The organism is Marivita cryptomonadis (assembly GCF_002115725.1).
In the GTDB taxonomy this organism is placed as follows: domain Bacteria; phylum Pseudomonadota; class Alphaproteobacteria; order Rhodobacterales; family Rhodobacteraceae; genus Marivita; species Marivita cryptomonadis.
On sequence record NZ_JFKD01000007.1, the window covers coordinates 118,852 to 144,782 of the forward strand.

At 60.8% G+C, this 25,931-nt stretch carries 25 protein-coding genes; 13 read left to right on the forward strand and 12 right to left on the reverse strand.

All coding sequences use genetic code 11. The features are described 5' to 3' along the window. The first annotated feature begins 119 nt into the window (after positions 1-119). On the forward strand, positions 120-1,514 hold the full coding sequence (locus MCRY_RS09745) for a Do family serine endopeptidase (protein WP_425320136.1): 1,395 nt from the start codon (positions 120-122) through the stop codon (positions 1,512-1,514). Positions 1,515-1,619: 105 nt separating this feature from the next. Here MCRY_RS09745 and prpE read toward each other — a convergent pair whose 3' ends face one another. The 3 genes from prpE to MCRY_RS09765 form a co-directional block, all read right to left on the reverse strand. Then, positions 1,620-3,512, reverse strand: a complete 1,893-nt coding sequence (gene prpE / locus MCRY_RS09750) for a propionate-CoA ligase PrpE (protein ID WP_085629305.1) — start codon at positions 3,510-3,512, stop codon at positions 1,620-1,622. A 232-nt stretch (positions 3,513-3,744) separates the two neighbouring features. Further along, positions 3,745-4,260, reverse strand: a complete 516-nt coding sequence (locus MCRY_RS09760; RefSeq protein WP_138488096.1) for a peptidoglycan-binding domain-containing protein — start codon at positions 4,258-4,260, stop codon at positions 3,745-3,747. 42 nt (positions 4,261-4,302) lie between these two features. Then, positions 4,303-4,722, reverse strand: coding sequence for an OB-fold nucleic acid binding domain-containing protein (locus MCRY_RS09765; protein WP_085629307.1), 420 nt, complete (start codon positions 4,720-4,722; stop codon positions 4,303-4,305). A gap of 153 nt (positions 4,723-4,875) precedes the next feature. Between MCRY_RS09765 and MCRY_RS09770 the strand changes: the two genes are divergently transcribed. Continuing rightward, the gene (locus MCRY_RS09770; RefSeq protein WP_085629308.1) at positions 4,876-5,076 is read left to right on the forward strand and encodes a hypothetical protein; all 201 of its coding nucleotides are present in this window, start codon (positions 4,876-4,878) and stop codon (positions 5,074-5,076) included. Here the strand turns inward: MCRY_RS09770 and MCRY_RS09775 are convergent. Next, on the reverse strand, positions 5,073-6,584 hold the full coding sequence (locus MCRY_RS09775) for a winged helix-turn-helix domain-containing protein (RefSeq protein WP_085629309.1): 1,512 nt from the start codon (positions 6,582-6,584) through the stop codon (positions 5,073-5,075). The two genes, MCRY_RS09770 and MCRY_RS09775, sit on opposite strands and share 4 nt — an antisense overlap. An 86-nt stretch (positions 6,585-6,670) precedes the next feature. After that, the gene (locus MCRY_RS09780) at positions 6,671-7,681 is read right to left on the reverse strand and encodes an alpha/beta hydrolase family protein (protein WP_138488097.1); all 1,011 of its coding nucleotides are present in this window, start codon (positions 7,679-7,681) and stop codon (positions 6,671-6,673) included. Positions 7,682-7,813: 132 nt separating this feature from the next. Here MCRY_RS09780 and MCRY_RS09785 point away from each other — a divergent pair, with 132 nt between their 5' ends. Further along, positions 7,814-8,857, forward strand: a complete 1,044-nt coding sequence (locus MCRY_RS09785) for a helix-turn-helix transcriptional regulator (protein ID WP_085629310.1) — start codon at positions 7,814-7,816, stop codon at positions 8,855-8,857. Here MCRY_RS09785 and MCRY_RS09790 read toward each other — a convergent pair. Further along, entirely contained in the window at positions 8,842-9,789 is a 948-nt protein-coding gene (locus MCRY_RS09790) for a serine hydrolase domain-containing protein (RefSeq protein WP_171046151.1), read from the reverse strand. The genes MCRY_RS09785 and MCRY_RS09790 overlap by 16 nt on opposite strands. 161 nt (positions 9,790-9,950) lie before the next feature. Here MCRY_RS09790 and MCRY_RS09795 point away from each other — a divergent pair, with 161 nt between their 5' ends. Together MCRY_RS09795 and MCRY_RS09800 are read left to right on the forward strand one after the other, a co-directional pair. Continuing rightward, positions 9,951-10,274, forward strand: coding sequence for a 2Fe-2S iron-sulfur cluster-binding protein (locus MCRY_RS09795; protein ID WP_085629312.1), 324 nt, complete (start codon positions 9,951-9,953; stop codon positions 10,272-10,274). A 4-nt stretch (positions 10,275-10,278) separates the two neighbouring features. Further along, a complete protein-coding gene (locus MCRY_RS09800; protein WP_238939447.1) occupies positions 10,279-11,040 on the forward strand; it encodes an FG-GAP repeat domain-containing protein in 762 nt (253 codons plus the stop codon). Between the two features lie 75 nt (positions 11,041-11,115). On the opposite strand, the gene MCRY_RS09805 is transcribed toward MCRY_RS09800, so the two are convergent. Continuing rightward, positions 11,116-11,865 carry a YebC/PmpR family DNA-binding transcriptional regulator gene (locus tag MCRY_RS09805; RefSeq protein ID WP_085629314.1) on the reverse strand — a complete coding sequence of 250 codons (750 nt, stop codon included), beginning with the start codon at positions 11,863-11,865 and terminating at the stop codon, positions 11,116-11,118. 123 nt (positions 11,866-11,988) lie between these two features. Between MCRY_RS09805 and MCRY_RS09810 the strand changes: the two genes are divergently transcribed. Next, positions 11,989-12,726: a glutamine amidotransferase gene (locus MCRY_RS09810; protein WP_085629315.1), complete on the forward strand. Its 738-nt coding sequence runs from the start codon at positions 11,989-11,991 to the stop codon at positions 12,724-12,726. Between the two features lie 46 nt (positions 12,727-12,772). Here MCRY_RS09810 and MCRY_RS09815 read toward each other — a convergent pair whose 3' ends face one another. From MCRY_RS09815 to xseA, 4 genes are all read right to left on the reverse strand, one after another. After that, the gene (locus tag MCRY_RS09815) at positions 12,773-14,515 is read right to left on the reverse strand and encodes an SLC13 family permease (protein ID WP_085629457.1); all 1,743 of its coding nucleotides are present in this window, start codon (positions 14,513-14,515) and stop codon (positions 12,773-12,775) included. Between the two features lie 68 nt (positions 14,516-14,583). Next, complete coding sequence (locus tag MCRY_RS09820) at positions 14,584-15,507, reverse strand: DMT family transporter (RefSeq protein ID WP_085629316.1); 924 nt, start codon at positions 15,505-15,507, stop codon at positions 14,584-14,586. 10 nt (positions 15,508-15,517) lie between these two features. Then, positions 15,518-16,330, reverse strand: coding sequence for a TIGR00282 family metallophosphoesterase (locus MCRY_RS09825; RefSeq protein WP_085629317.1), 813 nt, complete (start codon positions 16,328-16,330; stop codon positions 15,518-15,520). Between the two features lie 137 nt (positions 16,331-16,467). Then, on the reverse strand, positions 16,468-18,018 hold the full coding sequence (gene xseA / locus MCRY_RS09830) for an exodeoxyribonuclease VII large subunit (protein WP_085629318.1): 1,551 nt from the start codon (positions 18,016-18,018) through the stop codon (positions 16,468-16,470). A 73-nt stretch (positions 18,019-18,091) separates the two neighbouring features. Between xseA and purD the strand changes: the two genes are divergently transcribed. From purD to MCRY_RS09865, 7 genes are all read left to right on the forward strand, one after another. Further along, positions 18,092-19,354: a phosphoribosylamine--glycine ligase gene (gene purD, locus MCRY_RS09835; RefSeq protein WP_085629319.1), complete on the forward strand. Its 1,263-nt coding sequence runs from the start codon at positions 18,092-18,094 to the stop codon at positions 19,352-19,354. Continuing rightward, positions 19,355-19,948: a LysE/ArgO family amino acid transporter gene (locus tag MCRY_RS09840; RefSeq protein WP_085629320.1), complete on the forward strand. Its 594-nt coding sequence runs from the start codon at positions 19,355-19,357 to the stop codon at positions 19,946-19,948. Positions 19,949-20,082: 134 nt separating this feature from the next. Next, on the forward strand, positions 20,083-21,000 hold the full coding sequence (locus MCRY_RS09845) for a DMT family transporter (RefSeq protein WP_085629321.1): 918 nt from the start codon (positions 20,083-20,085) through the stop codon (positions 20,998-21,000). Between the two features lie 145 nt (positions 21,001-21,145). Then, the gene (locus tag MCRY_RS09850; RefSeq protein WP_085629322.1) at positions 21,146-21,343 is read left to right on the forward strand and encodes a hypothetical protein; all 198 of its coding nucleotides are present in this window, start codon (positions 21,146-21,148) and stop codon (positions 21,341-21,343) included. Positions 21,344-21,428: 85 nt separating this feature from the next. Further along, positions 21,429-21,878 (forward strand): methyltransferase family protein, encoded by a 450-nt coding sequence (locus MCRY_RS09855; protein ID WP_085629459.1) that lies wholly within the window; start codon positions 21,429-21,431, stop codon positions 21,876-21,878. Positions 21,879-22,015: 137 nt separating this feature from the next. Further along, positions 22,016-23,587, forward strand: a complete 1,572-nt coding sequence (locus tag MCRY_RS09860; protein ID WP_085629323.1) for a Re/Si-specific NAD(P)(+) transhydrogenase subunit alpha — start codon at positions 22,016-22,018, stop codon at positions 23,585-23,587. 13 nt (positions 23,588-23,600) lie between these two features. Next, entirely contained in the window at positions 23,601-25,097 is a 1,497-nt protein-coding gene (locus tag MCRY_RS09865) for an NAD(P)(+) transhydrogenase (Re/Si-specific) subunit beta (RefSeq protein WP_085629324.1), read from the forward strand. Positions 25,098-25,150: 53 nt separating this feature from the next. Here the strand turns inward: MCRY_RS09865 and MCRY_RS09870 are convergent, their stop codons facing one another. Continuing rightward, complete coding sequence (locus MCRY_RS09870) at positions 25,151-25,687, reverse strand: flavodoxin domain-containing protein (protein ID WP_085629325.1); 537 nt, start codon at positions 25,685-25,687, stop codon at positions 25,151-25,153. Positions 25,688-25,931 lie beyond the last annotated feature (244 nt).

Sequence of the window (25,931 nt, forward strand, 5' to 3'; positions counted from 1 at the left end):
CTGGAGGCGGGCGCCGCACCGCACCAAAGACGAAGGAGTTTCCCTTGACCTCACAGGCAAAAACCATCCAACGGGATCAGAGCACGCCACTGCGCATGTTCTGGCTGACCTCGTTGTCCATGATCCTCATCGTCGCGCAGTCGCTGATGGGTCACGCTCAGGAAAGTTTTGCGAACCTTGCTGAAAAGATCAGCCCTTCGGTTGTGAACATCACAACCTCGACCACGGTCGCCGGGCGCACTGGCCCCCAAGGCATCGTGCCCGAGGGATCCCCGTTCGAAGATTTCTTTCGTGAGTTTCAGGACCGCAACGGTCAGGGCGATCGCCCGCGCCGATCCTCTGCACTGGGGTCGGGGTTCGTGATCTCGGAAGACGGGTTCATCGTCACCAACAACCACGTGATCGAGGGCGCCGATGAGGTGCTGATCGAATTCTTTGAACGGTTCGAGCTGCCAGCGACCATCATCGGTACTGATCCGAACACCGATATCGCGCTGCTCAAGGTCGAAAGCGAAACGCCGCTGAAGTTCGTAAACTTTGGCGACAGCGACACCGCCCGTGTCGGTGACTGGGTGATGGCCATGGGCAACCCGCTGGGACAGGGCTTTTCGGTTTCTGCCGGCATCGTATCCGCCCGCAACCGCGCGCTAAGCGGCACCTATGACGACTACATTCAGACCGACGCCGCCATCAACCGCGGCAACTCCGGTGGCCCGCTCTTCAATATGAATGGCGATGTGATCGGCGTGAACACCGCAATCCTGTCGCCCAATGGCGGTTCCATCGGGATCGGTTTCTCGATGGCCTCCAACGTGGTGACCCGCGTGGTCGACCAGCTCAAGGAATTCGGCGAAACCCGCCGCGGATGGTTGGGCGTGCGCATTCAGGATGTGACCGATGATGTGGCGGAAGCGCTGGGTCTGGCATCTGCCAAGGGCGCTCTGGTCTCTGATGTGCCAGAAGGTCCGGCGATGGAAGCGGGCATGCAGGCAGGCGACGTGATTGTCAGCTTTGATGGCCGCGAGGTCGAAGACACACGCGGTCTGGTGCGTCAGGTGGGCAACACTGAGGTCGGCAAAGCTGTGCGCGTCGTCGTCAACCGCGATGGTGCCACTCAAACGCTTCTGGTGACCTTGGGGCGCCGTGAAGAAGCCGAAAGCGCCGTACCCGCATCACAGCCTGGACCAGAAGAGGAAGAGGCGCCGATGTCGATGGACCTGATGGGTCTGACCCTCAGCCCGTTGACCGCCGAAATCCGCGAGCAGCTTGAACTGCCCGAAACCGCCAAGGGTCTTGCCGTGATGGATGTCGATGAAACATCCGAAGCCTTCGAGAAAGGCCTGCGCGCGGGTGACGTGATCACCGAAGCCGGTCAGGCTCAGGTGGTGGCGCTTACCGATCTGGAAGAGCGGATTGCCGAGGCACAAGAGGCAGGCCGCAAGTCGATCCTGCTTTTGGTGCGCCGCGCCGGGGACCCGCGTTTTGTGGCTCTGACGATTGCGGAAGACCAATAAGGTCACCACCGGGAAATGCGAAAGGGCGCCGATGATGTCGGCGCCCTTTTGCTTTTGTAGTAGGGTTTTTCCGTCAACGGATGCGCCACAACGCATCCACTGCACTTACCCCTTGGCGTAGCCCATGCCCTGCAGCGCGACCTTGATCTCGTCGAGGATTGCTGGATCGTCGATCGTTGCGGGCAGCTTGAACTCTTCGCTATCCGCGATCTTGACCATCGTCGCCCGCAGGATTTTACCCGACCGGGTCTTGGGCAAGCGGTCGACCACGGCGCACAGCTTGAACGCCGCCACTGGGCCGATCTTATCGCGCACCAGCTTGACGCATTCCTTGACGATCTCGTCATGTGGCCGGTTCACACCTGTGGTCAGGCAGACAAACCCCATCGGCAACTGACCCTTGAGCTGATCCGTCACACCGATCACAGCGCATTCGGCTACGTCCGGGTGTGCCGCCAGTACCTCTTCCATACCGCCGGTGGACAGGCGGTGACCTGCGACGTTGATCACGTCATCCGTGCGCGCCATGATGTAAAGGTATCCATCCTCATCGATCATACCTGCATCGCCGGTCTCGTAATAGCCGGGGAAGTGCGACAGGTAGGATTTGCGGAACCGGTCCTCGGCGTTCCACAGCGTCGGCAGCGTGCCAGGGGGCAGGGGAAGCTTGACCGCAATCGCGCCCAGTTCGCCGGGCTTCATCGCATGGCCCGCTTCGTCAAGGATCTGCACGTCATAGCCCGGCATTGGCACCGACGGGGAGCCGATCTTGACCGGCAGTGCTTCAATCCCTGCAGGCATGCCCGCGATGGTCCAGCCGGTTTCCGTCTGCCACCAGTGGTCATAGATCGGCTTGCCAGTGACCTTCTGCGCCCATTCGATTGTGTCGGGATCGGCCCGTTCACCTGCGAGGTAGATCGCGCGCAGGCAAGAGATGTCGTACTTGCCCACGAATTCGCCCTTCGGATCATCGCGTTTGACGGCGCGGAACGCGGTGGGGGCGGTGAAGAAGCTGCGCACATTGTGATCGGAAATCACCCGCCAGAATGTACCTGCATCGGGGGTGCCCACGGGCTTGCCTTCGAACACGATGGTGGTGTTGCCGTGGATCAGTGGCGCATAACAGATATAGCTGTGGCCGACGACCCAGCCCACGTCGGACGCGGCCCAGAATGTGTCGCCGGGATCGACATTGTAGATGTTCTTCATCGACCAGTTTAGCGCCACCAGATGGCCGCCTGTATGACGGATCACACCCTTGGGTGCGCCGGTGGTGCCAGAGGTGTAGAGGATGTAGGCGGGGTGATTGCCTTCGACCGGCACGCAGTCGGCGGGATCGACACCGTATTGGAAACCGTGCCAATCGAAATCATACCCGTCGTTCAGCTTGGCAACTTCCTGCTCGCGCTGGAAGATGACGGTGAAATCGGGCTTGTGTTTGGCCAATTCGATGGCCCCGTCCAGCAGCGGTTTGTAATGCACCACGCGCCCCGGCTCGAGTCCGCAAGATGCAGCGATGATCGCCTTGGGTGTGGCGTCGTCGATGCGGACGGCCAGTTCGTTGGCAGCAAACCCGCCGAACACCACCGAGTGGATCGCGCCCAGTCGGGAACAGGCCAGCATCGCCTCAAGTGCTTCGGGGACCATCGGCATGTAAATGATGACGCGGTCGCCCTTTTCGATGCCCTTGGCACGCAGCGCTCCGGCCAGACGGGCGACGCGATTGCGCAGCTCGGAATAGGTGATCTTGTGCAGGGTCCCGGTGATCGGGCTGTCATGAATGATGGCAACCTGTCCGCCGCGCCCGGCTTCGACATGGCGGTCAACGGCGTTCCAGCAGGTGTTGGTCAGGCCGTCGGCGAACCATTCATAGAGGTCGTTGCCCTTGTCGAAAAGCGCCTTGCTGGGTTTCTGGTCCCAGTCAATCGCTTCGGCGGCTTGCATCCAGAACCCTTCCGGGTCGGATTGCCAGCCCTTATACACCTCTTGGTAGCCCATGCCGATCTCCTCCTGTGACGTGTTGGCATTTGGGTACGGCGCGCGGGACGTTGCGGCAAGTCTCGCGATCCTCCGCGCGGCAGAAGGCCGCAAAAACTTTGCAGTTTCGGCGCTATCAAATTGCAAACTTTTGCAAACATACCGCTATTATGCAGAGATCATGTTCGCGATCTATGATTTTGCAAAGTTGCAAAGTTGTGTGTGCAAACTTGCGTGACCTGAGTCGCGGACCTCACAACTGGTCGCGCGGTGTCGCCAGAAGGCCAAGGCCCCGGGCCGATTGGATCGACAGCAGACCGCTGGGCAGGCCATTGGCGTTTTGGTAGCGGCGCACGGCCAACCGGGTGGACACGTCCATCACACCAGTGATCGCTCCGCGATAAAGTCCACGGGCTTCAAGCGCGCGTTGCAGCGTCGAGATCAGCTCGGGCGTCAGCCTGTCGGGGCAGGGGGTCTCAAAGATCAGCTCTTGTCGTTCCCGTTTGATCACCTGCACCGTTTCCGTGCGAAACCGGGTCGGAGCCACTTCGACCTGCCGGGTGACGGTTTCCAGTTCGGCGGGAGCCACGTCGCGTACCCAGCACCCATCCGGGTTAACGCCCGGCGGTGGGTCGATCTGGGCCGAGGCGAAATCGGGCACCGGCACATTCACAGCGTCTTCCCTGTATTCTCCAGCGCCCGTACATCCCGAAAGGGCGGCCAAGGCCACGGCCCACAGAGCCCGGATCGCTGGCGGGAGGGGGGTCACGGTGGATGTGCGCCTGTTTGCCTGTTTCTGCTTTGCCGCAGTCTAGCCTGTTTGGGTGTCTGGCGAAAGCGCCTCTGGCGCATGCTTTGGCGCGGGCTCTGGCGCGGGGGCCAGAAGCTGATCCAGCAGAGGAGAGATGTCCTCGATCACCTCGGCGATCACATGGATCACGTCACCTTCGCTTTGCAGTCGCCCGGTGACGCGCAGCATTCGTCCCGCAATCACCGCACGGCGGTAGCGTTCGTAAAGCTTGCGCCAGACGATGATGTTCACCGTGCCGGTTTCATCCTCAAGCGTGAGGAAGATCACCCCTTTGGCGGTGCCCGGCCGCTGCCGCAGGATCACCAGCCCGGCCACGGTGATCCGCGCACCATCGGGCGGCAGGCGCAACTGGTCGGCCCTAAGGCAGGACGGTGGACGCGGCCAGTCGGTTTGGGCGGGGCGGGGGGTGACAACACGCATAAGAACAAAAATAGAACATTTGCCAAAGCGTGCAAGCCCGCAGTTTCCGCAGATTTCGGATCGCTTTGGAACGCTTAATCCGGCCTTAAGGACGGAACGCACATCCGTGTGGGAGTGTCAGGACAGACAGCAACACATTCCAATGAGGGCATCATGGCTTACTTCGACACACGCAAGACCGCAGGCACAAACACCGCATTCGATGCTAAAAGCATTTTTGACCGCTTGGTAAAATTCATCGCGGCCCGCGTGACGGCCATCACCACACGCCCCGGCACATCCCCCGAACAGATCGTCGCCGCCCAGCACCGCGCCGAAGCGCACCGGCGCGCCGTCGACAAGCTGATGCGTTAATCCTCGGGAAAGCCGTTGGCGCGTAGGGCTTCGATCACCGCATCGCGATAGTACGCATTATGGTGAGGACGCGTTCGGACAAACGTCGCAACCGTCATATCCGGCACTTTGTTGCGAAACCATGTGGCCATTTGGGCGGATTTTTCGAGCTTTCCCGCTTTCAGGTAGCAGCCCATGAGGCCCAGTTGGGTGCTCGCAAATTCGGGATATTGCGTAAGTGCTTCTTCGTAGTAACGAATAGCGGTTTCGAGGTCCTGCTTCTGAAAATAGGCGTTGGCAATGCCACATGTCGTGACCCCGATATTGGGATGCAACGGGCTGATCCGGATGGCGCGCTCGAGATGTTCAATCGCTTGGTCATCGTTGCTCAAGTAATTGTGCACCCACCCCAGAAACAACGCGATAGTCGCTGAATTCGGATTCAGTGCGTTGGCTCTCGTGACAGAGATTAGACCGGTCTCGGGTTCTTGGCCAATATAGGCGATGTGGTGACCTGCTGCCGCAAGCGCAAAAGGATCATCGGTGCCGCTATCCAGAACCTCCCGCGCCATTGGCAATCCGGCCTGCGCTTGCTCGAACGTCCACCACCGTGCAGCAAAAGATCCTGTATGGGCGTAGCAATAGAGGCCTTTGGCGCGGACATAGTCCGGATCAAGCGCAAGGGACCGATTGAGAAGCTCAAGACCCTCTTCCAGACTGGATAAAGTGTTCTGCCGCATCACCAGCGGGGCGGCCTTCATGCACAGATCGTAGGCTTGCAGGTTGTCGGTGGGTTTTGAGTGCAAGCGGGCAGCCTCGGCCCAGATGAGTTTCGGCTCAAGCGCTCCGGCGACACAGGCGGCCACCGTATCCTGCAGATCAAAGATGTCTTCGGTCGAGCCGTCGAACCGGTCGTGCCAGATCATGCGGGCGGTCTTGGCCTCGACCAGCTGGGTGAAGATGCGTAGCCGGTCGCCTGCTTTCTGGATGCTGCCTTCGAGGATGTACCGCACCCCCAAGTCGCGCCCGACTTCGGCCAAGTCCACCGCCTTACCGCGATAGGTAAAGGTCGAGGTGTTGGAGATCACAAAGAACGAAGACACGCGCGCAAGAGCGCTGGTGATCTCGTTCACGATCCCGTCCACCATGTAGGCGTTGGTGTCAGACCCGGTCAGGTTTGCAAAGGGCAGCACGGCCAAAGAAGGGATGGTTGGAACCGGCGGCGCGTCTTTCACGGCCGGGCTTTGTGGCGTGACGCTTCCCAGTGTGAACTTGTACCCCACGCCCGGCACCGTCTTGATCGCGTCCTTGCCGAGTGCCTTGCGCAGGCCCGCGATCTGGACGGTCAGGTTGCTTTCTTCGACCAGCACGCCAGCCCAGACATGATCAAGCAACTCTTCCTTGGTGATGACGCGGTCGGGGTGGTTTGCCAGATAGGTCAACACATCGAACGCCCGCGCACCGAGCGTCACAGGTTGGCCGTCAAGCGTCACGCTGCGGCTGGTGTCGTTGATCTGCAAAGCGGTCATCTGCGGGTCCGATGCTGTTTGGCAAACCCTAGCGGCAGATTAAAGGTCGCGCCAACGGGTTTGCACTTTTCCGTTGGCGCGATGTCTTAGTGCTGCGCAAAGAACGCCGACACGTCGCTCGCGATCTGGGCGTGCTCGGCCCGCCGGGCCTCGCGGCCCTCGGCGCAGACGAAGGCATCGTCGGGTTCTTCGTCCTTCAGGATGACCAGTCCGTTCTCGGTGCAGACGCCTAAGAAGTCGAAATGCGCGAGGCTGTCAGGTTCGTAATAGGTGGTCAGCGCCGAAGGCAGAGCGGCAACCAAGGCGCGGCTTTCGATGTCGAGGTTCAGCCCCTCAAGATCAACTGGCGCACCATAGACCAGCACCGGGCTGTCGATGGCCCCAAGGCTTTTTGCCGCAAAGGTCTGCGTGCCGCCCAGATCGAACACCGCGAATGCGCGGATGCGGTCATCAGACAGGTCTTGGGCCATAGCGATCCGGTCGTCTGGCGATTTGGCGACGTTCCAGCGGTCGAAGATACCACAAACCAGATCGTCAGGCATGGCGGCGCAGAACGCGTCAAACCCGTCCGGGTCGTAGCGTCCACCTGCCAATGCAACTGCAGTGAACCCGCCCAGTGAATGACCGGCCATATAAATATGCCCTGCGTCGATACGCGGATCGGCAGACAGGTGGTCGATCAGCCGCGAGATGTCTTTTGGCCGGTTCCAAAGTTCGCGCTGGTGATCCAAGTCACGCTGAAAGGTCGAGGTGCCGGGATGGTCGATGGCCGCCACCGCATAGCCTTGGGCCACCAGCCGTTCCGCGAGCCATGCCTGATTGCGGGCATTGCCGAACATGCCGTGAGATAACACCACAAGTGGGAACTGACCCGAAAGCGCTGGCGCATCAGGGGCCACGTTGATCGGTTCCCACACGGCATTGCCATGAGCCTGCACCGTGGTGTTGGCCTGCGCGGGATACCACAGGAACCCTTCGAGATGGCGCGTGTCTTGGGTGTCGAGGATCATCAACTGTTGCATCCCGGTCGCGCTGTCCTGTGCGGCAAGCGCGCTGGCGCTGAACAGCAGTGCGGTGAGGGTGGGTTTCAAGGTCATGTCGGTCTCCATCATGGGGGTGTGTGATGGGGCAGACATCACCGTGGGACCGTTGCAAAACAATGGCTTGCCCCCCTTCCGGCTGTCCTTGATCATGTTAGAGGACAGGGGACACACAAAAGAGGACAGGATATGCAGCCCGATCTGGCGGTTTTCCCGGTGCCTATGCTCACATTCCTGTTGTCGGCGGTGGCGGCAGGGCTGGTTCTGCGGGCTGATCTGGGCCGTGTGGCGGCTACGCGATTCTTTGCGGCGTTCTTTCTGGTGCTGGCGCTTGGGTCATTCATGGTGGGCTTGCGCTTTGGCTATGGGGTGGACCGGTTGGTTCCGGTGCAGCGGGCGTTGCCGCTTTTTGCGGGTCCGCTTTTGTGGTTGGGTTTTGCAAGTGTCACACGTGACAGCATCGCTGGTTTGGCGCTGTGGCATTTGGGGACTGCGGTGGCGCTGCTGGCAGTGGCCCCATGGGTGTTTGCCGATCTTCTGGACCTCGATTTGATCGTTGGGGTCAGCTACGTGGTCTATGCTGGCGGGTTGCTTTGGATGTGGTCGCGCGGGGTGAACCATTTGTCCCATGCGCGCATTGAAAACGCCGTTGTTCTGCGGCGGTGGATGCTGGCGGGGGCAGGGCTGTTGGTGATCTTTGCACTGGCGGACACGGTGATCGCGCTCAGCTTTGCGGCGCAACGCAGCCGGGACGCGATGGCGGTGATCTCGGCTGGGGCCGTGGTCATGGCGCTTGGGCTGATCGCTGTGATTGTCGCGGTGTCCAAGGGCGGTGGGCGGATGACTTCGCAGGTCACGGTTGTCAAAACATCCCCGGATGGGGACGGGGCCGCCTTGGAGGCACGCGCCCGGCAGGTCTTGCTTGAGAGCAAGCTATATCTCGATACCGAATTGACGGTGGATCGGTTGGCCAAGCGTCTGACCGTTCCGTCCCGTGCGCTGTCGCTGGCGATCAATCAGACCAGGGGTATGAACGTGTCGCAATACGTCAATGATTTCCGGCTTGATCATGCTGCCGCCCTGCTGGCCGAAGGGGATGGCAGCGTGGCCGAGGTGTTGGACCAATCTGGTTTCCTGACCCGGTCGAATTTCTATCGCGAATTCCAGCGTCGTTTCGGTATGACCCCTGCCGCCTATCGCGATGCATCCAAGGCGGGTCAGTCCGGCATCTGATCGTCGGTCCAACTTGTGTCGGCGTCTTCCTCGGCAATCACCATGACCGCGATTGTGCCCGAAGCACGGTGGAGGCGCACGTCCGAGGAAAAGCCCAGATCGCCGCCCGAATGCCCGACGATGGGGCCATCGATTTCGATCCCCATGCCGTAACCTTCGTTCATCGGGTCTTGGGTCATGATGGAGAGTAAGTCAGGGGACAAGAGGGTCTGTTGGATAAACAACGCTTGATAAAAGCGTGCCACGTCCTGTGCCGTTGCGATCACGCCGCCATCGCCAAAGCCCGCGCCATTGTAATAGGCGCGCACGTCATGGGGTGTGTCCACAAAGCTGTTGGGTAGGGGGCGACTGCCGAAAACATAGCTGTCCGTCATACCTGCGGGGTTGAACACCTCGCGTTGCAGGGCTTGGGCATAGGTCAGGCCGGTGACCTGTTCCAGAATGAGGCCAAGCAGCACGTAATTGGTGTTGGAATAATCGAACCCTCTGCCGGGCGCGAAGAGTGGCTCGTCGTCAAAGGCGTAGCTGAGCGCAGTTGTCGGGGTTTGCAGGTCGGAGTCGTCCAGCACGTCCTCCATATATGCATCGGTGTAATAGTCCGGCAGGCCCGAGGTCATGGTCAGAAGGTGGCGCAGGGTAACGCCCTCGAGCCCTTGGAATCCGTCCACGATGTCGGGCGCAAACCAGTCGACCGCAGGATCGTCGAGTTGCAGATCGCCGTGGGCGAGCTGTCGCAATACGGCCACGGATGTCATGGTTTTTCCAACCGAGGCGATGGCAAAGGACGCATCGGCTGTGGCGGCCGCGGCCGTGACATTTATACCTTCCGGTCCGTCAAGGTAGCGGACGCTTGGGCTGTCCGACGCATGGGCGGGTCCAGCCAGCGCCACACAGATCACGGCCCGGCATATCAACTGTCCTGCCCCATACATGCTGTGCCCATCCTGCGCGCAAAGAACCATCCCGAAGCGCCATGAACGCACGAGATGCGACGCGGGTAAAGTCCGCACGGTGATTTGAGGTCGAAAGGGGCTGGCGGGTTCGATCCAGCCAGACTAGGTATGACACGATTTCTGAGACGGAGAGCGCTGTAATGGCAAAAATCACCTATATTGAGCATGGCGGCACAGAGCATGTCGTGGACGTGGCCAACGGTTTGACCGTGATGGAAGGTGCACGCGACAACGGCATTCCGGGCATCGAGGCGGATTGTGGCGGCGCGTGCGCCTGCTCGACCTGTCACGTCTATGTGCATCCCGACTGGGTGGGCAAATTGCCGCCGAAGGAAGACATGGAAGAAGACATGCTCGATTTCGCCTATGAGCCAAATCCCGAGCGGTCGCGCCTGACTTGCCAGCTCAAGGTGACCGATGCGCTGGACGGCCTTGTCGTACAGATGCCCGAAAAGCAGATCTGAGCCGATGCGAACGCCGCGTCACCGGATGCGCGTGTGGGGCAGGACCGCCCTTGGCGCGGGTTTGGCGTTGGCGCTTGTGACAACGTCGCAGGCCGCGGCGCAAGAGATCGTGTCGGCGCGGTATGACGGGCCGACCACACGCTATCCCCATGGCGTGTTGGGTGATGACATCGAATATGACACCCTGCTTGTCCGACTGAGTGACGGGCGCGAGATATCCGCGCGCTGGGCGCGGGACATTGTGTTCGAAGATCTGGCCCCTCGCGTCGTGGATGTGGATGGCGACGGTGCACCCGAAGTGGTCGTGGTCGAAAGCCACGAGAGCCAAGGCGCACGGCTTGCGATCTGGGGGCTGACTGACGGGGGCAATTTGGCCACCAAGGCTGCGACACCCTTTATCGGCACCCGGTTTCGCTGGTTGGCACCTGTGGCTGTTGCTGATCTTGACGGGGATGGTCTGGTCGAACTGGCCTATGTCGACCGCCCGCATCTGGCCAAGGTGCTGCGAGTTTGGCGCTACGAGCCGCTGCGTGCCGGGCATGTCGCATTGACCGAAGTGGCGACGCTGGAGGGGGTCTCCAACCACCGGATCGGCTGGGATTATATCGCGGGCGGTTTACGAGATTGTGGGCAGGGGCCCGAGATGGTGCTTGCAGACGCGGGCTGGTCGTCGATCGTGACAGTCACTTTCGATGGGACATCCCTGAGCCGTCGTCAGCTTGGCGATTACACCGCCGACGCTTTGGAAAGAGCTCTGGGCTGCTGACGAAAAAAGCGCCTTCGAAGGCGCTTTCCTGCATTTTCGGAAATGCAGCCAAGGGCGTTCGAACGCCCTTGGCGCTCAGGCCTCTTCCAGCTGGGCCATGACCTCGTCAGAAGCTTCAAAATTGGTCGTGACGCGCTGCACGTCATCATCGTCTTCCAGCGCATCCACCAGCTTCATCAGCGATTGCATGGCGTCGAGATCCAGCTCGGTGGTGGTGGTCGGTTTCCACACCAGCTTGGTCGAGTCGGATTCACCCAATTCGGCCTCAAGCGCTGTGGCAACCTCGTTCAGATCGGTGTCGGCGCACCAGATCAAATGGCCGTCTTCGGTGCTTTCGACGTCCTCGGCCCCTGCTTCGATCGCGGCCATCATCACCGTATCCGCGTCGCCCACGCTGGCGGCGTACGTGATTTCACCCTTGCGGTCGAACATAAAGCCCACGGAGCCGGTTTCGCCAAGATTGCCGCCGTTCTTGGTGAAGGTGGAGCGGACATTCGACGCGGTGCGGTTGCGGTTGTCGGTCATCGCCTCGACGATGACGGCCACCCCGTTCGGACCGTAACCCTCATACCGGATTTCTTCGTAATCCTCGCCCTCGCCACCGGAGGCCTTTTTGATGGCGCGTTCGATGTTGTCCTTAGGCATGGAGTTGGACTTGGCTTCCTTGATCGCCAGGCGCAGGCGCGGGTTCTTGTCAGGATCGGGATCGCCCATTTTGGCGGCGACGGTGATTTCCTTGGAGAACTTTGAAAACAGCTTGGCGCGCATCTTGTCCTGACGGCCCTTGCGGTGCTGGATGTTTGCCCATTTGGAATGGCCGGCCATGATGTCTGTGTCCTTGATTGTCGAATGTCGAGGGGTTTGCGCGTCTTTAGCGCAGAAGACGGGGCGGGAACAAGTTGCGTTTTCGGGATTTGCGCTCTGGGTCGGGTTGGGTATGAGGATGGTATGAAACCGTTTCTCATTCTGCAATTGCGCCCCGAGGCCGAGGCCAGCGATGGCGAATACGCCGCCTTTCTTGAAAAAGGTGGCTTGACCGAGGTGCAGGTGCATCGCGTTTGTCTGGACCGCGAGCCGCTGCCGGAGGGGCTGCAGCTGGCTGATTATGCCGGCGTGATTGTCGGGGGCGGGCCGGGCTGCGTGTCCGACGATCCCGCCACCAAGGACCCGGTCGAGGCGCGGATCGAGGCCGAGATCCTGTCCCTCATGCCCGAGATCACGGCGCGGGATGTGCCCTTCATGGGCTGCTGTTACGGCATCGGTATTCTGGGCCATCATCTGGGCAGCGAAGTGTCCAAACGTCGTTATGGCGAACCGGTCGGGCCGGTGACCTGCCGGGTGACGGTTGAGGGCGCGGTGGATCCGCTGGTGGCCGGGTTGCCGGGGGCGTTTGATGCCTTTGTGGGTCACAAGGAAGCAGTGCAGGACCTGCCCGAGGGGTGTGTCCATCTTCTGGCGTCGGACCCGTGCCCCTACCAGATGATCCGCTACGGGCAAAACGTCTACGCCACCCAGTTCCACCCTGAGGCGGATGCGGGCGTGTTCGAAGAGCGCATCCGTATTTACAGCCACAAGGGGTATTTCCCACCCGAAACTGCCGATGATCTGATCGCCATGTGCCACGCGAGCGACGTGACGGTGCCGGTCGAAATCCTGCGTCGCTTCGTGGCGCGCTACGGCGGGTGACGTTTCCGTTGACGGAAACGCCCGATGCGTCGACGCATCGGACGCCCTAGAGCGGCCAGATCAGCGGGATCAGTGCCGAAGCCAGCATCCCGACGGTCAGGTTCAGCGGCACGCCGACTTTCAGGAAATCCGCAAAGGAATAGCCCCCCGGGCCGTAGACCAGCGTGTTGGTCTGGTAGCCGATGGGTGTGGCAAAGGCGCAGGAGGCTGCCACCATGACCGCCACCACCAGCGGGCGGGGGTCGATCCCCAACGCCTGCGCCAGCCCGATGGCGATGGGTGTCACGACCACGGCCACCGCGTTGTTGCTGATCAATTCCGTGAGCAGGCTGGTGAGCAGGTAGATCGCCCAGACGATGGCCCAGGGTGGCAGGTTCATCATGTAAGGCGCGAGGCCCTCGACGATCAGCGTGACCGCGCCCGAGGCTTCTAGGGCGGCACCGATGGCCAGCATGGCGAAGATCAACGCGAGCAGTTGGCCTTCGACAAAGGAAAAAGCCTCGTCCGAATCCACACATTTCGTCAAAAGCACCACCGCGACCGCAATGATCGCCAGTGCAAGGATCGGCGCCACGCCAAACGCCGCCAGCAGGACCAGCCCCGCCAGTGCCGCGATGGCGATGGGGGCGTGGCTGCGCCGATAGGCGCGGGCCGAAGGTTTGGCCACGTCCACGAGGTTGAGTTCCTCCGCCATCCGCTGGATATCCTCGGGCGCACCTTCGAGCAGCAGCGTGTCGCCAACGCGCACCACCAGATCATCCAGTTGCCGCCCGATATTCTGGTTCCGCCGGTGCACCGCCATCGGGTAAACGCCGTAGCGCCGCCGCAGACGCATCGCGCCCAGACGGCGTCCGACCATCTTGCAAACCGGGGTGATCAACACTTCGACCGTGGTGGTCTCCACCGCCGAGACCTGATCCACCCGGCGCAGTTCTTTGTTGCGTTGCAGGCTCAGCAGTTCGGTCATCTGGGTGCGCAGCACCACACGGTCACCGACCTGAAGCGTCACGTCATCCAGATTGCGCCGGAGCGAGGCGTCGCCCCGGATCACGTCGATCAGGCGCACCCCGTCGCGTTTGAAAAGCTGCACGCCCTGCACTTCGCGTCCGATCAGGTTGCTGTCGGGGGGGATGACGGCCTCGGTGAAGAACTTCATCTTTGACCGATCCGACAGCATCGCCGCCATGCTGGTGCGTTCTGGCAGCAGGAACCTCCCGAAGACCCAGAGATAGAACATGCCCCACGCGATCAGCACCACGGCAAGAGGCGTGACTTCGAAGATGGAAAACGGCTCAAGCCCTTGCGCGCGGGCGACGCCATCCACCAGCAGGTTTGTGGAGGTGCCGATCAGCGTCAGCGTGCCGCCGAGGATGGCGGCGTAACTGAGTGGGATCAGCAGTTTCGACGGCGCAACGCCCAGCGTTTTCGCCAGTTGCACAAAGAGCGGCAGCATGACCACCACAACGGGGGTGTTGTTCATAAAAGCCGAAGCCACGATGACAACGCCGATGATCCCCGCCATAGCGCGTTTCGGACTTTTCTGAACCGCCGATTGCGCCGCAGTTGTGAAGGCAGCCAGTGCTCCGGTGCGCACCAAGGCCCCCATCACCAGAAACATTGCTGCAATGGTCCAAGGTGCGGGGTTTGACAACACTGCAAGCGCGTCGTTGTAGGGCAGCACGCCCGTGGCCAAGAGGAATGCCACACCGCCGATGGCGACCACTTCGGTCGGATAGGTTTCGCGGACGAAAAGCGCGAACATGACCACGACGGTGCCAAGGGCAAGCATGGCCTGTGTGGTCTGGTCCAGATCGATCAGCGCGGTGAGCACGTCGGTGCGTCCTTCATTGCGAAGTGTCAGGAGGGTTCAGTGTGACCGGGCTGGGCCGCGGGAACAAGCACCGCTTTCGGTCGGGGTTGTACCAGCGCCAGACCGGCCAGCATCACAGCAAGCGCCGCCCAGAAATAGGGCGAGTAGCTTTCGTTGAGGAAGATCATCGCCCAAGTCACCCCAAAGAGGGTCACGAAATAGCTGATCTGCACTGTGAAAACCGGGCCTGCACGTCCGACCAGCCAGACATAGGCGACATAGGCCCCCGCGTGCAGCAAGGACGAGCCGACGATGGCGGCATCTGGCGCGCCCCACGGTCCGCGCGGGTCAATGAACTGCCCGGTTGCAAGCGCCAGCGGCAGGGTGATCAACGTGCCGACCAGCGAGGCCCCACAGAGCGTTTGCACAGGGTCCAGCCCGCCCAACCCCCAGCGTGCCACCACGCTGCTTTCCATCGCATAAAAGAACGACGAGATCAGCGCGATGAAGACCCAGATCACCGGAACCGAGGCAGGTAGGCTGGCTTCGGGCAGGATCAGCAGGCAGATGCCCGTGAAGCCGAGACTCAGCCCAGCCAGTCTGCGCCAGCGGAACCGCTCCAGCCCGAACAGCAATGCGATGGGAAAGGCGATCATCGGGATGGAGCTCAGAAGGATCGACAGCACGCCAGAGGGCAAATGAATCGCCGCCGAATACGAGGCAATGCCGGGCAATACGGACCCGATCAGAGCCAGCACCAGATACAGCGTCATATCACGTCGCGTGAACCGCATGCCTGTGCCGCGCAGGATGCAGATCAGGCCAAGCACAACCGCGCCGATCCCCATTTGCCAGAACAAGATGCCGAAATGGCGGTAGCCTTCGCTGACGGCGGTCTTGGCCAGCGGCTGCGTCGCCCCCCAGGCAGCACCTGCAATAATCAAGACGATCAGCGGCAGGGCGCGTGTCACGATTTGGGTCTCACGGTGCGCTGGCCTGAAGCCGTCCGCCGTCGCGGATCATGTGGATCGCGGTGGCTTTTCCTGTACGGTCGTCGGTTTCGACCAACACGCCAGACAGTGTGGCTTCGCCCAAGGCGGGCTGGAAGCGGCCCTTGCTCATGCCGGTCACGAAGCGGCGCATCGGCTCGGCTTTTTCCATGCCAATCACCGAATTGTAGTCGCCGCACATGCCGGCATCGGTCAGGTAGCCGGTTCCGCCCGGCAGAACCTGTGCATCCCCGGTGGGCACATGGGTGTGAGTGCCGACGACAAGGCTTGCGCGGCCATCGCAAAAGTGGCCCATGCCCATCTTTTCGGATGTCGCTTCGCAATGCACATCCACGAGGATCATTTGCGCCTGTCCTCCCAAAGGATGCGCACGCAGTATCGCATCGACCGCCGAGAAGGGATCATCGAAGGCGCGTTTCATGAACACCTGACCCAGCACTTGCAGGACGAGGATCTTTCGCCCACGGGCATCGGTGAACAGTCGGTGGCCGCGACCGGGGGCAACCTTTGCAAAGTTCAACGGACGGAGAATACGCGGTTCGTTTTCGATATAAGAGAGCATGTCCTTCTGGTCGAACGCGTGATCGCCCAACGTGAGACAATCGACCCCGGATTTCAGCAAAGCCTCGGCATGAGGGCCGGACAGGCCAACGCCACTGGATGCGTTTTCGCCGTTCACAACGCAAAAATCGACTTTGAGACGGTCGCGCAGGGCGGGCAGCCGCTCGGTGATTGCGGTGCGGCCCGCACGGCCCATGATATCGCCAAGAAAGAGTGTTCTCATGCCCAGAGGATTAGAGCGACGATGCTGGAAAGCAAAGAGGCAAACCGGATGTGCATGTCAAAGCGTTTCGAAACGCTTTGAAAAAGGCCCATTCGAATGGACTTTCAAGCGATTTCGTAATCGCTTTGCCGCGTCGTTCAGAAGAGTGAGCCTTGTTCGGGTGGCTTTGGTTTGGATTTGGTCACGGGTTTTGCGCCTGCCGCACCAACTGTCATGCGACCATCGGCAAATTCGATCTCAAGCGCGGTTGCCGCTTGTGCGGCTTTCTGTGTCGTCACCACTGCGCCGTCACCGCGCACCACTGCATAGCCGCGCTTGAGCGTTTCCTTATACCCCAAGGTTTCGCGCAGCCGGTCCAAAGCCGTCAGGCGTGATCGCCAATCCTTCACCTGCGCCTGACCTGCGTTCGACAGCCGCCGGGTCAGCGCTTCCAGCTGGTCCTGCTTGACCGCCAGATCGCGTTCGATCGGTTTCAGCGTCAGCCGGTCGGCGCGGCGCGCCAATGACTCGCGCTTGGTCTCGACCACGCGGGACAGACCCGGCGCGAGCCGGGTTGCGCTTTGGTCGAACCTGCGGCGCTGTTCGGCCAAGGCGCGCGACAAAAGCGACGGGCGCAAAGAGGCTGCCGATTCGATCAGCCGCCCGCGCCGCAGATCCACGGACCGCGTCAGCGCCCTTGGCAAACGGTCGGACATCAGGTCCAGCCGCTGGGTTGGGCCCGACAACAGGTTTTCGGGTCGGGGCAAAGCGCGGGCCAGATCGCGCAGGCGCTGGTCGCGGGTCTGCATCCGCTGCGAAACCGCGCGGGTCATGCGGGCTTGGCTGTCGCCCACCCAGCCCAGAAGTTCGAGTCGCACCGGCACGGCGATTTCCGCGGCTGCAGTAGGGGTCGGTGCCCGCTGGTCGGACACGTAGTCGATCAGCGTCGTGTCGGTCTCGTGTCCTACCGCTGAAATCAAAGGAATGTCCGAGGCTGCCGCTGCCCGCGCGACGATCTCTTCGTTGAAGCCCCAAAGGTCTTCGATACTGCCGCCGCCGCGTGCGACGATCAGCAGGTCAGGACGGGGCAGGGCACCGCCCGGCGACAATGCGTTAAAGCCTGCGATGGCGTGGGCCACCTCGGGCGCACAGGCGGCACCTTGAACCGCCACCGGCCACACCAGCACCTTTCGCGGAAAGCGGTCGCGTAGGCGGTGCAGAATGTCCCGGATCACCGCGCCCGAGGGCGAGGTGATGACGCCGATGATATCGGGCAGGTAGGGCAGTTCCTTCTTGCGGGCCGGATCGAACAAGCCTTCCGCCGCCAGTGCCTTTTTGCGCTTTTCCAGCATCGCCATCAGCGCGCCTTCGCCCGCGACGGTCACTTCATCGACATTGAGGTTGTACTTTGATTGCCCCCCAAACGCCGTCATGCGTCCGGTGACGATCACCTCCAGCCCTTCTTCCGGCACCACCGAGAGCTGCGAAACCTGCCCTTTCCACGTGGTGCAAGCCAGAACCGAGCGGTCGTCCTTGACGTCGTAATACAAATGCCCTGAGCGTGCGGTGAAGACGCGCCCCACCTCGCCACGCACGCGGATGCGGCCGAACTGGTCTTCCAGCGTCTTCTTCACCGCGCCAGACACTTCGGACACGGTGTATTCGGGCATGTTCTGCCCCGGACGCGGATCGTCGATCAGATCGGACATGTGGCCTCGCTTGCGCTTATCTCGGCCTGACCCTAGAACGCGCGCAACCGAAGGTGAAGACGGAGCGTGCGCCATGAACATTCTCATCCTTGGAAGTGGCGGGCGCGAACATGCGCTGGCTTGGGCCGTGATGCAGAACCCCAAATGCGACAAGCTGATCGTGGCACCCGGCAATGCCGGCATCGCGATGATCGCGGATTGCGCGGCGCTTGATATCGAAGACGGTGGGTCGGTCGTCACCTTTGCCGAAGAAAACAGCATCGATTTTGTGATTGTCGGCCCTGAAGCGCCCTTGGCGGCGGGTGTGGCGGATCGCTTGCGCGATGCAGGTTTGTTGGTTTTTGGCCCATCGGCCGAGGCGGCGCGGCTGGAAGCCTCCAAAAGCTTCACCAAGGAAATCTGCGATGCGGCCAACGCACCGACCGCGGCCTACGGCCATTTCACCGACGCCGAAGCCGCCAAGGCTTACGTACGCGCCCAAGGCGCACCCATCGTGGTCAAAGCCGACGGTCTGGCGGCGGGCAAGGGCGTGATCATTGCCGAGACCGTGGCCGAGGCCGAAGCTGCCATCGACGACATGTTCGGCGGTGCGTTTGGTGGCGCCGGGGCCGAAGTGGTGATCGAGGAATTCATGCAGGGCGAAGAGGCGTCTTTCTTTGTCCTGTGTGATGGCACCGATGTGCTGCCCATGGGCACCGCGCAAGACCACAAGCGCGTGGGCGAGGGCGACAGCGGCCCCAACACCGGCGGTATGGGGGCTTATTCGCCGGCACCCGTGCTGACCGACGCCATCGCGCAAAAGGCGCTGGACGAGATCATAAAACCGACAATGGCCGAGATGGCCAAACGGGGCGCGCCGTATCAGGGCATCTTGTATGCTGGCCTGATGATCGAAGATGGCCAGCCACGGCTGGTGGAATACAATGTTCGTTTCGGTGACCCTGAATGTCAGGTTCTGATGATGCGTCTTGGTGCGCAGGCGATGGACCTCATGCATGCCTGTGCCGAAGGCCGTCTGGCCGAGGCGCAGGTGAACTGGGCGGATGACCACGCGATGACCGTCGTGTTGGCGGCCAATGGCTATCCGGGCAGCTACGAAAAAGGCAGCGTGATCGGTGGTCTGGACGGCCTTCCCGAAGACAGCTTTCAGATGATGTTCCACGCAGGCACCTCCGAGACCGACGGCAGGATCACTGCAACCGGAGGCCGCGTGCTGAACGCCACCGCACGGGGTGCGACCCTGCAAGAGGCCCGCGACCGGGCTTACGCGATGGTGGATCAGGTCAACTGGCCCGAAGGGTTCTGCCGCCGCGATATCGGCTGGCGGGCGCTTTAAATGACAACGACACTGGCCGGGTTTGCCCTTGGCTTTTCGCTGATCCTAGCCATCGGAGCGCAGAACGCGTTTGTTCTGCGGCAAGGGTTGCTCAAATCCCATGTGTTTGCGGTGTGTCTGACTTGCGCCCTGTCGGATGCGATTTTGATCGCTGCCGGGGTGGCCGGGTTTGGAGCGTTGACGCAAGCGGTCCCCGGGCTTGAACTGGCGATGCGGCTGTTCGGGGCAGCGTTTCTGATCTGGTATGGTGCGCGCACGTTCCAAAGCGCGTGGCGTGGCGGGCAAGCGATGCAGGCAGGCGAAGCGGCTGGATCGCTGCGCAAAGCCCTGCTGACGTGCCTCGCGCTGACATGGCTGAACCCGCATGTCTATCTCGACACGGTGGTTTTGCTGGGCGCGGTCGCGGCGCAGTATGAGGACAGGTTGAACTTCGCGCTGGGCGCGATGACCGCCAGTTTCGTGTTTTTCTTCGCGTTGGGCTATGGTGCGCGGCTTCTGGCCCCGCTTTTCGCCAAACCACGGGCGTGGCAGGTGCTGGATGTGGTCATCGGCATTGTCATGTGGGCAATCGCGGTGAAGCTGCTGTTGATGTAGCGGCTTACGGTGTCTTTCTCGGGTTGGTCCGCGTGGCCCGGTGTCCGCAGGATCGTCGGATCACACGCGAGGATGCCGCTCGAGTTCGCCAAAGCCCTCTTGCACATCTCCCCGGCTTCCGGTCCATTGCGGATATGACGACCTCCCCAGCATCCAACAGCAGTGGCAATCCAGTCAAAGGCATCTTTTGGATGGTCATGACGGGCATCTGCTTTGTTGCCGTGACGGCACTGGTCAAAACGCTGGGTGGGCGCATCCCAGCAGCCGAGTCGGCTTTCTTGCGCTACGTGATCGGGTTGGTTTTCCTGATCCCGGTCTGGCGCGAATTGATGGCAATTCGGCTGACGCCGCGGCAGAAAAAGCTTTTTGGGATACGGGGCATTGTCCACACCCTCGGGGTGATCCTGTGGTTCTATGCCATGACGCGCATTCCCATCGCCGAGGTCACGGCGATGAATTACCTCAACCCGGTCTATGTCTCGATCCTCGCGGTGTTTCTTCTGGGCGAACGAATGGCCTTGCGCCGGGTGCTTGCGGTGATCGCGGCGCTGATCGGGTCACTGATCATCCTGCGCCCTGGATTTCGCGAACTCGACCCCGGCCATATCGCCATGCTTGGGACGGCGCTGCTCTTTGCGGGCAGCTACCTGATCGCCAAGATCGTATCTGGCGAATTGCCCGCAAGTCTGGTGGTGGCGCTTTTGTCGATCACCGTGACGATCGGGCTTGCCCCCTTCGCCATCGCGGTCTGGGTCACGCCCAGCCTTGCCGATCTCGGAGTGCTGGCGGCCATCGCCTGTTTTGCTACAGCGGGGCACTATACCATGACGCTGGCTTTTGCCGCGGCCCCGGTCACCGTCACGCAGCCCGTCACCTTTCTGCAACTGGTGTGGTCTGTGCTTCTGGGGGCGCTGTTTTTCGGTGAACCGGCCGATCCGTGGGTGATCCTTGGAGGTGGCATAATCATGGCATCGGTGATCTTCATCACATGGCGTGAAGCCGTGCTGCGCAAGTCGCATCGTACGCCTTTGGTCAATGAAACAAAGGGTTAAGGTGACTTAAGGGGTGTCTGCGTCAATCTTGTAGAGCCGGTTGCACCCTATTGTTTCGAATTCCGCAAAAAACCGGGTTTGGTTCCAAAATTGGACACAATCGAGGGCGACAAAAGGGTCAGGTAATGTACGAGGAACAACCCAAATGTTTGCTGAAACCTTCTCTAGCCCTGATCTGGGCGAACTGCGCCACTTCCTTGTGGCGGAACGTCAGAAAACGCTGTCGGATGCCGAATGGAAATTCCGCATGCGTGGCTATGGCTTCCACGTCAAGCGCGTCGATGGTGGCGTGATGGTCGCGCGGATTCCCAAGAACGAGATTTTGGGCTGTGTGAAGATGTGACCGACAGGTCGCCCTGACCGGGCGGCCTTTTGTCCATCTGATCCATCTCGCGCATTGTTCCGGGCTTTGCTATGTCCGGTGCATGATGAAATACGTCGATCTTCCCCCGGTCTGGCTTGCTGCGGCGCTTGTCGTGGTTTGGAACCAAAAGACCCATTTCGACTACGGGCTGAGTTTCGGCCCGGTCTGGGCTGATTTGCTGGGCGGGCTTCTGGTCGGCGGCGGATTCGTTCTGATCGCGCTGGCCGCCTATGAAATGCGCCGCCATCGTACGACGATCATCCCGCACAGAGACCCTGATGCGCTGGTCACCAGCGGCATCTTCAAGCGCTCGCGCAATCCCATCTATCTTGCTGATTCGCTGATCCTTACCGGAATGATCCTCTATTGGGACGCGGTGTTATCGCTCCCATTGATCCCGGTCTTTGTCTGGTGGATCGAGAAACACTTCATTCTCGCGGAAGAAAAGCGGCTGCGGCGAAATTTTCGTGCGAATTTTGCACGATACGAGAAACAAACGCGACGTTGGCTCTAGCCGACCGGGCACATCTGTTCTAGATGAGCGTTTCGCGGTTGGGCAGCATTGTGCGCTTTAGGTCAGCAATGTAGACCCATCGCCGGAAAACATGCCGCTACGGCACTTCGCAACGAACCATAAGGGGGACGGCTCAGGTGAAAATCGGGACGCCAAAGGAAGTGATGAAGGGTGAGGCACGCGTTGCCATGACCCCGGATTCCGCCCGCCAGCTGCAAAAGCTGGGATATGAGTGCATCATCGAAAGCGGTGCAGGCGACGCAGCGGGCTACAATGACGACACGTACAAAGAAGCTGGCGTCGAGGTTGTCAAAACCGCCGCAGCGCTTTGGAAAGAGGCCGATGTGGTCGCCAAGGTGCGTCCGCCGACCGACGCCGAACTGAAGAAGTCGCGCGAAGGCCAGCTTCTGATCTCATTCTTCTATCCGGCTCAGAACGAAAAGCTGATGCAGCAGGCGGCCAATCAGGGCACCTCTGTCATCGCGATGGACATGGTGCCGCGCATTTCCCGCGCGCAGAAGATGGACGCGTTGTCCTCCATGGCAAATATCGCGGGCTACCGTGCCGTGATCGAAGCCGGCAACAACTTTGGCCGCTTCTTTACCGGTCAGATCACTGCTGCGGGCAAGGTGCCCCCGGCCAAGGTTCTGGTGGTCGGTGCCGGTGTGGCCGGTCTTGCCGCCATTGGCACATCGACCTCTCTTGGGGCGATCACCTACGCGTTCGACGTGCGCCCCGAAGTGGCCGAGCAGGTTGAATCGATGGGCGCGGAATTCGTCTTCCTCGATTTCGAGGAAGAACAGCAGGATGGGGCCGCCACTGGCGGCTATGCCTCTGTTTCCTCGCCGGAATTTGCCGCAGCACAGCTTGCCAAGTTCCGTGAGCTGGCGCCCGACATCGACATCGTGATCACCACCGCGCTGATCCCCAACCGCGAAGCGCCCGAATTGTGGACCGCCGACATGGTTGCGGCGATGAAGCCCGGTTCCGTCATCGTGGACCTTGCCGCTGAAAAGGGCGGCAACTGCAAGATGACCGTGATGGACGAAAAGATCGTCACCGATAACGGTGTCACGATCATCGGCTATACCGACTTCCCGTCGCGCATGGCCACGCAGTCGTCCAATCTTTACGCCACCAACATCCGTCACATGATGACAGACCTCACCCCGGAAAAAGACGGGCAGGTCGTGCACAACATGGAAGATGACGTGATCCGTGGCGCGACCATCGCACATGAGAAGGCAGTGACCTTCCCGCCGCCGCCTCCCAAGGTTCAGGCGATTGCCGCCAAACCCAAGGAAAAGGCCAAGGAACTCACGCCCGAAGAAAAGCGCGCCAACGAAGTGGCGGCGTTCAAGGCGCAAACCAAGCAGCAGGTCACCCTGCTGGCCATCGGTGCCGCTTTGGTTCTGGGCGTTGGTCTGGTCGCACCAGCCAGCTTCATGCAGCACTTCATCGTGTTCGTGCTGTCGGTCTTCATCGGCTTCCAGGTGATCTGGAACGTGGCGCATTCGCTGCACACACCGCTGATGGCCGTCACCAACGCAATCTCGTCCATCGTGATCCTTGGTGCACTGATCCAGATCGGGTCCAGTTCGCTTCTCATCACGCTTCTGGCGGCGCTGGGTATCTTCATGGCCTCGATCAACATTTTCGGCGGCTTCCTCGTGACACGGCGCATGCTCGCCATGTTCCAGAAATCCTAAGGGGGCAGGCACCATGGAATTCGGATTCACCATCGCGGCCTATGCGGTCGCAGCGGTTCTCTTCATCCTGTCTCTCGGCGGTCTGAGCGGTCAGGAAAGCGCTAAGCGCGCCGTTTGGTACGGCATTGTTGGCATGGCCATTGCGATTCTTGCCACGCTCATCGGGCCGGGGCAGGGGCTGTTTGTCGCCTCTATCGTCCTGATCGCACTGGGCGCGGGTGTCGGCTATCAGCTTGCCACTCGCGTTCAGATGACCCAGATGCCCGAGCTTGTCGCCATCATGCACAGCCTTGTCGGTCTGGCAGCGGTGTTCGTGGGCTTCAACGCTGACATCATGATCAACAACATCGGTGATCTTTACGACGCAAACGGCCTTGTCATGGGCGCCGTGTCGGATGACGGGTATACCGCCATCGGCCTGCCGAAAGAGGTCTATGACGGTCTGTCGTCCTTTGGCAAACTAATTGCCAAAAAGACCAACGTTGAAATCAACATCCTCAAGGTCGAATTGGTCCTGGGCATCTGGATCGGTGCCGTGACGTTCACAGGATCCGTCATCGCCTATGGCAAACTGGCGGGCAAAGTGGACAGCGGCGCGAAAAAGCTGCCGGGTGGTCACCTGCTGAATGCCGCTGCTGCGGGCCTCTCGCTGCTTTTGGCGATCATGTATCTGGGCGGTTCGGGAAGCTGGACGCTTGTTCTTCTGACGCTTCTGGCGCTCTTCATCGGCTACCACCTGATCATGGGCATCGGCGGCGCCGACATGCCGGTCGTGGTCTCCATGCTCAACAGCTATTCGGGTTGGGCGGCTGCCGCGATTGGTTTCAGCCTCGGCAACGACCTGCTGATCGTTGTGGGTGCGCTTGTGGGCTCTTCGGGTGCCATCCTGTCTTACATCATGTGTAAGGCGATGAACCGGTCGTTCATCAGCGTGATTTTGGGCGGCTTTGGTGGCCCGGCGGGTGAACAGATGGCCGTTGAAGGTGAACAGATCGCCATCGACGCAGACGGCGTGGCCAACGCGCTGGACGAGGCCGACAGCGTCATCATCATTCCAGGCTACGGTATGGCGGTGGCACAGGCACAGCAGAACGTGGCGGAGCTTACCCGTCGTCTGCGCGCCAAGGGCAAGACCGTGCGCTTTGCGATCCATCCGGTCGCGGGCCGTCTGCCTGGCCACATGAACGTGCTTCTGGCCGAAGCCAAGGTTCCGTACGATATCGTTCTGGAAATGGACGAGATCAACGACGACTTCCCGGATACGGACGTTGCCATCGTCATCGGCTCGAACGATATCGTGAATCCGGCCGCACAGGACGACCCCAACAGCCCTATCGCCGGTATGCCGGTTCTGGAATGCTGGAAGGCCAAGCAGGTCTTCGTGTCCAAGCGCGGACAGGGCACCGGCTATTCGGGCATCGAGAACCCGCTGTTCTTCAAGGACAATACGCGGATGTTCTATGGCGACGCGAAAGCCAGCCTCGACACGCTGCTGACCAAAATCTCCTGATCCGGATCAGCAAGCAGAAAAGAAAACCCCGTATCGCAAGATGCGGGGTTTTTTCATGTCGCGCCGTCAGCGATCCAGCTGTCCACCCGCGCGTTCAGATCATCCCAATCGGTGTATTCCTTGTCCCAGTCCAGATCTGCGTCTGGGTCCTTGGCAGCGATGATCCGGCGCATGACGAAGCGGCGGAACACATCGTATTTCGACGGCTCATATGCGCCTGCGACCTGCATCACCTGACCGGGTACCCAGCCCGTGGCCTCAGACAAGTCCGTCAGGATGGTGTCAAGTCCGCGCCAGTCTTCGGCGTCGTGCCCTGCCGCGGCAAGAGACACCGACAGCAGAAGCGTGGGCATTGAGTTTAGGGCATCCGCGCGGGTTTCGGCAAAATCCGACAGAACCGACTGGTACTGCCCGACATGCACCGACGCGCCAAGAATCGCTGCGTCGAACCGCGCGAGATCGACGGGACCGGCCTGATCAAGAGCGGACAGCTCGACGCTGTGGCCCTGATCGACCAGCCGGTCCATAATGTGACGGGCGATCTTTTGCGTCTGCCCTTCCGTGCTTGCGTAGCCAATGAACAGTTTCATAAGACACCCCTTGCTGCCGAAGTGTCACAGCAGGCCGACCCTGCCGGACAACGTCAGGCCTAACGCAACGGTGGTTTGTGCGCGTTGACCTGCCGCAAAAACCGTTTGAGATCATTGAACTGTCGGCCATTTTGCGCCTGCCTTTTCCTTGGGCGTCTTGCGCAAGGCTGCTTCGAAGCGTGCAGTGCATACAGTTGAATACTGGTAAAATACTGAAATGTCTGGAAATTTCCTTTACTTGGGA

Coding starts and splice junctions, on each gene's coding strand:
- MCRY_RS09745 (WP_425320136.1), top strand. CDS start 120: ATGATCCTCATCGTCGCGCAGTCGCTGATGGGTCACGCTCAGGAAAGT.
- prpE (WP_085629305.1), bottom strand. CDS start 3,512: ATGGGCTACCAAGAGGTGTATAAGGGCTGGCAATCCGACCCGGAAGGG.
- MCRY_RS09765 (WP_085629307.1), bottom strand. CDS start 4,722: ATGCGTGTTGTCACCCCCCGCCCCGCCCAAACCGACTGGCCGCGTCCA.
- MCRY_RS09770 (WP_085629308.1), top strand. CDS start 4,876: ATGGCTTACTTCGACACACGCAAGACCGCAGGCACAAACACCGCATTC.
- MCRY_RS09775 (WP_085629309.1), bottom strand. CDS start 6,584: ATGACCGCTTTGCAGATCAACGACACCAGCCGCAGCGTGACGCTTGAC.
- MCRY_RS09780 (WP_138488097.1), bottom strand. CDS start 7,681: ATGACCTTGAAACCCACCCTCACCGCACTGCTGTTCAGCGCCAGCGCG.
- MCRY_RS09785 (WP_085629310.1), top strand. CDS start 7,814: ATGCAGCCCGATCTGGCGGTTTTCCCGGTGCCTATGCTCACATTCCTG.
- MCRY_RS09790 (WP_171046151.1), bottom strand. CDS start 9,789: ATGTATGGGGCAGGACAGTTGATATGCCGGGCCGTGATCTGTGTGGCG.
- MCRY_RS09795 (WP_085629312.1), top strand. CDS start 9,951: ATGGCAAAAATCACCTATATTGAGCATGGCGGCACAGAGCATGTCGTG.
- MCRY_RS09800 (WP_238939447.1), top strand. CDS start 10,279: ATGCGAACGCCGCGTCACCGGATGCGCGTGTGGGGCAGGACCGCCCTT.
- MCRY_RS09805 (WP_085629314.1), bottom strand. CDS start 11,865: ATGGCCGGCCATTCCAAATGGGCAAACATCCAGCACCGCAAGGGCCGT.
- MCRY_RS09810 (WP_085629315.1), top strand. CDS start 11,989: ATGAAACCGTTTCTCATTCTGCAATTGCGCCCCGAGGCCGAGGCCAGC.
- MCRY_RS09815 (WP_085629457.1), bottom strand. CDS start 14,515: ATGCTTGCCCTTGGCACCGTCGTGGTCATGTTCGCGCTTTTCGTCCGC.
- MCRY_RS09825 (WP_085629317.1), bottom strand. CDS start 16,330: ATGAGAACACTCTTTCTTGGCGATATCATGGGCCGTGCGGGCCGCACC.
- xseA (WP_085629318.1), bottom strand. CDS start 18,018: ATGTCCGATCTGATCGACGATCCGCGTCCGGGGCAGAACATGCCCGAA.
- purD (WP_085629319.1), top strand. CDS start 18,092: ATGAACATTCTCATCCTTGGAAGTGGCGGGCGCGAACATGCGCTGGCT.
- MCRY_RS09840 (WP_085629320.1), top strand. CDS start 19,355: ATGACAACGACACTGGCCGGGTTTGCCCTTGGCTTTTCGCTGATCCTA.
- MCRY_RS09845 (WP_085629321.1), top strand. CDS start 20,083: ATGACGACCTCCCCAGCATCCAACAGCAGTGGCAATCCAGTCAAAGGC.
- MCRY_RS09850 (WP_085629322.1), top strand. CDS start 21,146: ATGTTTGCTGAAACCTTCTCTAGCCCTGATCTGGGCGAACTGCGCCAC.
- MCRY_RS09855 (WP_085629459.1), top strand. CDS start 21,429: ATGAAATACGTCGATCTTCCCCCGGTCTGGCTTGCTGCGGCGCTTGTC.
- MCRY_RS09865 (WP_085629324.1), top strand. CDS start 23,601: ATGGAATTCGGATTCACCATCGCGGCCTATGCGGTCGCAGCGGTTCTC.
- MCRY_RS09870 (WP_085629325.1), bottom strand. CDS start 25,687: ATGAAACTGTTCATTGGCTACGCAAGCACGGAAGGGCAGACGCAAAAG.